General features: G+C 51.4%; 2 rRNA genes. Both read left to right on the plus strand.

Annotation, left to right across the window (positions count from 1 at the left end):
* Window positions 1-64: 64 nt before the first annotated feature.
* Window positions 65-2,956 (plus strand): 23S ribosomal RNA (locus GIV26_RS26945).
* A 152-nt stretch (window positions 2,957-3,108) separates the two neighbouring features.
* Window positions 3,109-3,224 (plus strand): 5S ribosomal RNA (gene rrf, locus GIV26_RS26950).
* The last annotated feature ends 9 nt before the right edge of the window (window positions 3,225-3,233 follow it).

The following is a 3,233-nucleotide window of genomic DNA, read 5'->3' on the forward strand; positions in this document are numbered from 1 at the left end:
TGAGAAATTCGAATTTTCGGCGAATGTCGTCTTCACAGTATAACCAGATTGCTTGGGGTTATATGGTCAAGTGAAGAAGCGCATACGGTGGATGCCTTGGCAGTCAGAGGCGATGAAAGACGTGGTAGCCTGCGAAAAGCTTCGGGGAGTCGGCAAACAGACTTTGATCCGGAGATGTCTGAATGGGGGAACCCAGCCATCATAAGATGGTTATCTTGTACTGAATACATAGGTGCAAGAGGCGAACCAGGGGAACTGAAACATCTAAGTACCCTGAGGAAAAGAAATCAACCGAGATTCCCTTAGTAGTGGCGAGCGAACGGGGACTAGCCCTTAAGTGGCTTTGAGATTAGCGGAACGCTCTGGAAAGTGCGGCCATAGTGGGTGATAGCCCTGTACGCGAAAATCTCTTAGTCATGAAATCGAGTAGGACGGAGCACGAGAAACTTTGTCTGAATATGGGGGGACCATCCTCCAAGGCTAAATACTACTGACTGACCGATAGTGAACTAGTACCGTGAGGGAAAGGCGAAAAGAACCCCGGAGAGGGGAGTGAAATAGATCCTGAAACCGTATGCGTACAAGCAGTGGGAGCCCACTTTGTTGGGTGACTGCGTACCTTTTGTATAATGGGTCAGCGACTTATTTTCAGTGGCGAGCTTAACCGAATAGGGGAGGCGTAGCGAAAGCGAGTCTTAATAGGGCGTCTAGTCGCTGGGAATAGACCCGAAACCGGGCGATCTATCCATGGGCAGGTTGAAGGTTGGGTAACACTAACTGGAGGACCGAACCGACTACCGTTGAAAAGTTAGCGGATGACCTGTGGATCGGAGTGAAAGGCTAATCAAGCTCGGAGATAGCTGGTTCTCCTCGAAAGCTATTTAGGTAGCGCCTCATGTATCACTGTAGGGGGTAGAGCACTGTTTCGGCTAGGGGGTCATCCCGACTTACCAAACCGATGCAAACTCCGAATACCTACAAGTGCCGAGCATGGGAGACACACGGCGGGTGCTAACGTCCGTCGTGAAAAGGGAAACAACCCAGACCGTCAGCTAAGGTCCCAAAGTTATGGTTAAGTGGGAAACGATGTGGGAAGGCTTAGACAGCTAGGAGGTTGGCTTAGAAGCAGCCACCCTTTAAAGAAAGCGTAATAGCTCACTAGTCGAGTCGGCCTGCGCGGAAGATGTAACGGGGCTCAAACCATACACCGAAGCTACGGGTATCACGTAAGTGATGCGGTAGAGGAGCGTTCTGTAAGCCTGTGAAGGTGAGTTGAGAAGCTTGCTGGAGGTATCAGAAGTGCGAATGCTGACATGAGTAACGATAATGGGTGTGAAAAACACCCACGCCGAAAGACCAAGGTTTCCTGCGCAACGTTAATCGACGCAGGGTTAGTCGGTCCCTAAGGCGAGGCTGAAAAGCGTAGTCGATGGAAAACAGGTTAATATTCCTGTACTTCTGGTTATTGCGATGGAGGGACGGAGAAGGCTAGGCCAGCTTGGCGTTGGTTGTCCAAGTTTAAGGTGGTAGGCTGGAATCTTAGGTAAATCCGGGATTCTAAGGCCGAGAGCTGATGACGAGTTATCTTTTAGATAACGAAGTGGTTGATGCCATGCTTCCAAGAAAAGCTTCTAAGCTTCAGGTAACCAGGAACCGTACCCCAAACCGACACAGGTGGTTGGGTAGAGAATACCAAGGCGCTTGAGAGAACTCGGGTGAAGGAACTAGGCAAAATGGCACCGTAACTTCGGGAGAAGGTGCGCCGGTGAGGGTGAAGGACTTGCTCCGTAAGCTCATGCCGGTCGAAGATACCAGGCCGCTGCGACTGTTTATTAAAAACACAGCACTCTGCAAACACGAAAGTGGACGTATAGGGTGTGACGCCTGCCCGGTGCCGGAAGGTTAATTGATGGGGTTAGCTAACGCGAAGCTCTTGATCGAAGCCCCGGTAAACGGCGGCCGTAACTATAACGGTCCTAAGGTAGCGAAATTCCTTGTCGGGTAAGTTCCGACCTGCACGAATGGCGTAACGATGGCGGCGCTGTCTCCACCCGAGACTCAGTGAAATTGAAATCGCTGTGAAGATGCAGTGTATCCGCGGCTAGACGGAAAGACCCCGTGAACCTTTACTATAGCTTTGCACTGGACTTTGAATTTGCTTGTGTAGGATAGGTGGGAGGCTTTGAAGCGTGGACGCCAGTCTGCGTGGAGCCATCCTTGAAATACCACCCTGGCAACTTTGAGGTTCTAACTCAGGTCCGTTATCCGGATCGAGGACAGTGTATGGTGGGTAGTTTGACTGGGGCGGTCTCCTCCTAAAGAGTAACGGAGGAGTACGAAGGTGCGCTCAGACCGGTCGGAAATCGGTCGTAGAGTATAAAGGCAAAAGCGCGCTTGACTGCGAGACAGACACGTCGAGCAGGTACGAAAGTAGGTCTTAGTGATCCGGTGGTTCTGTATGGAAGGGCCATCGCTCAACGGATAAAAGGTACTCCGGGGATAACAGGCTGATACCGCCCAAGAGTTCATATCGACGGCGGTGTTTGGCACCTCGATGTCGGCTCATCACATCCTGGGGCTGAAGCCGGTCCCAAGGGTATGGCTGTTCGCCATTTAAAGTGGTACGCGAGCTGGGTTTAGAACGTCGTGAGACAGTTCGGTCCCTATCTGCCGTGGACGTTTGAGATTTGAGAGGGGCTGCTCCTAGTACGAGAGGACCGGAGTGGACGAACCTCTGGTGTTCCGGTTGTCACGCCAGTGGCATTGCCGGGTAGCTATGTTCGGAATAGATAACCGCTGAAAGCATCTAAGCGGGAAACTAGCCTCAAGATGAGATCTCACTGGAACCTTGAGTTCCCTGAAGGGCCGTCGAAGACTACGACGTTGATAGGTTGGGTGTGTAAGCGCTGTGAGGCGTTGAGCTAACCAATACTAATTGCCCGTGAGGCTTGACCATATAACACCCAAGCAATTTGAGTCGAAAGGCCAGATTGCGGTGTGTGAAGACGAAAATGAACCGAAAGTTCGACGCTCACAAAACACCACGATCTATCACATACCCAATTTGCTGAAGCGAGGCCAGCTGGCCACGACTCAGTACCCGAATTTCTTGACGACCATAGAGCATTGGAACCACCTGATCCCATCCCGAACTCAGCAGTGAAACGATGCATCGCCGATGGTAGTGTGGGGTTTCCCCATGTGAGAGTAGGTCATCGTCAAGATTAAATTCC

It is taken from the genome of Pseudomonas sp. PA-1-3F, assembly GCF_021609665.1.
Classification (GTDB): domain Bacteria; phylum Pseudomonadota; class Gammaproteobacteria; order Pseudomonadales; family Pseudomonadaceae; genus Aquipseudomonas; species Aquipseudomonas paracarnis.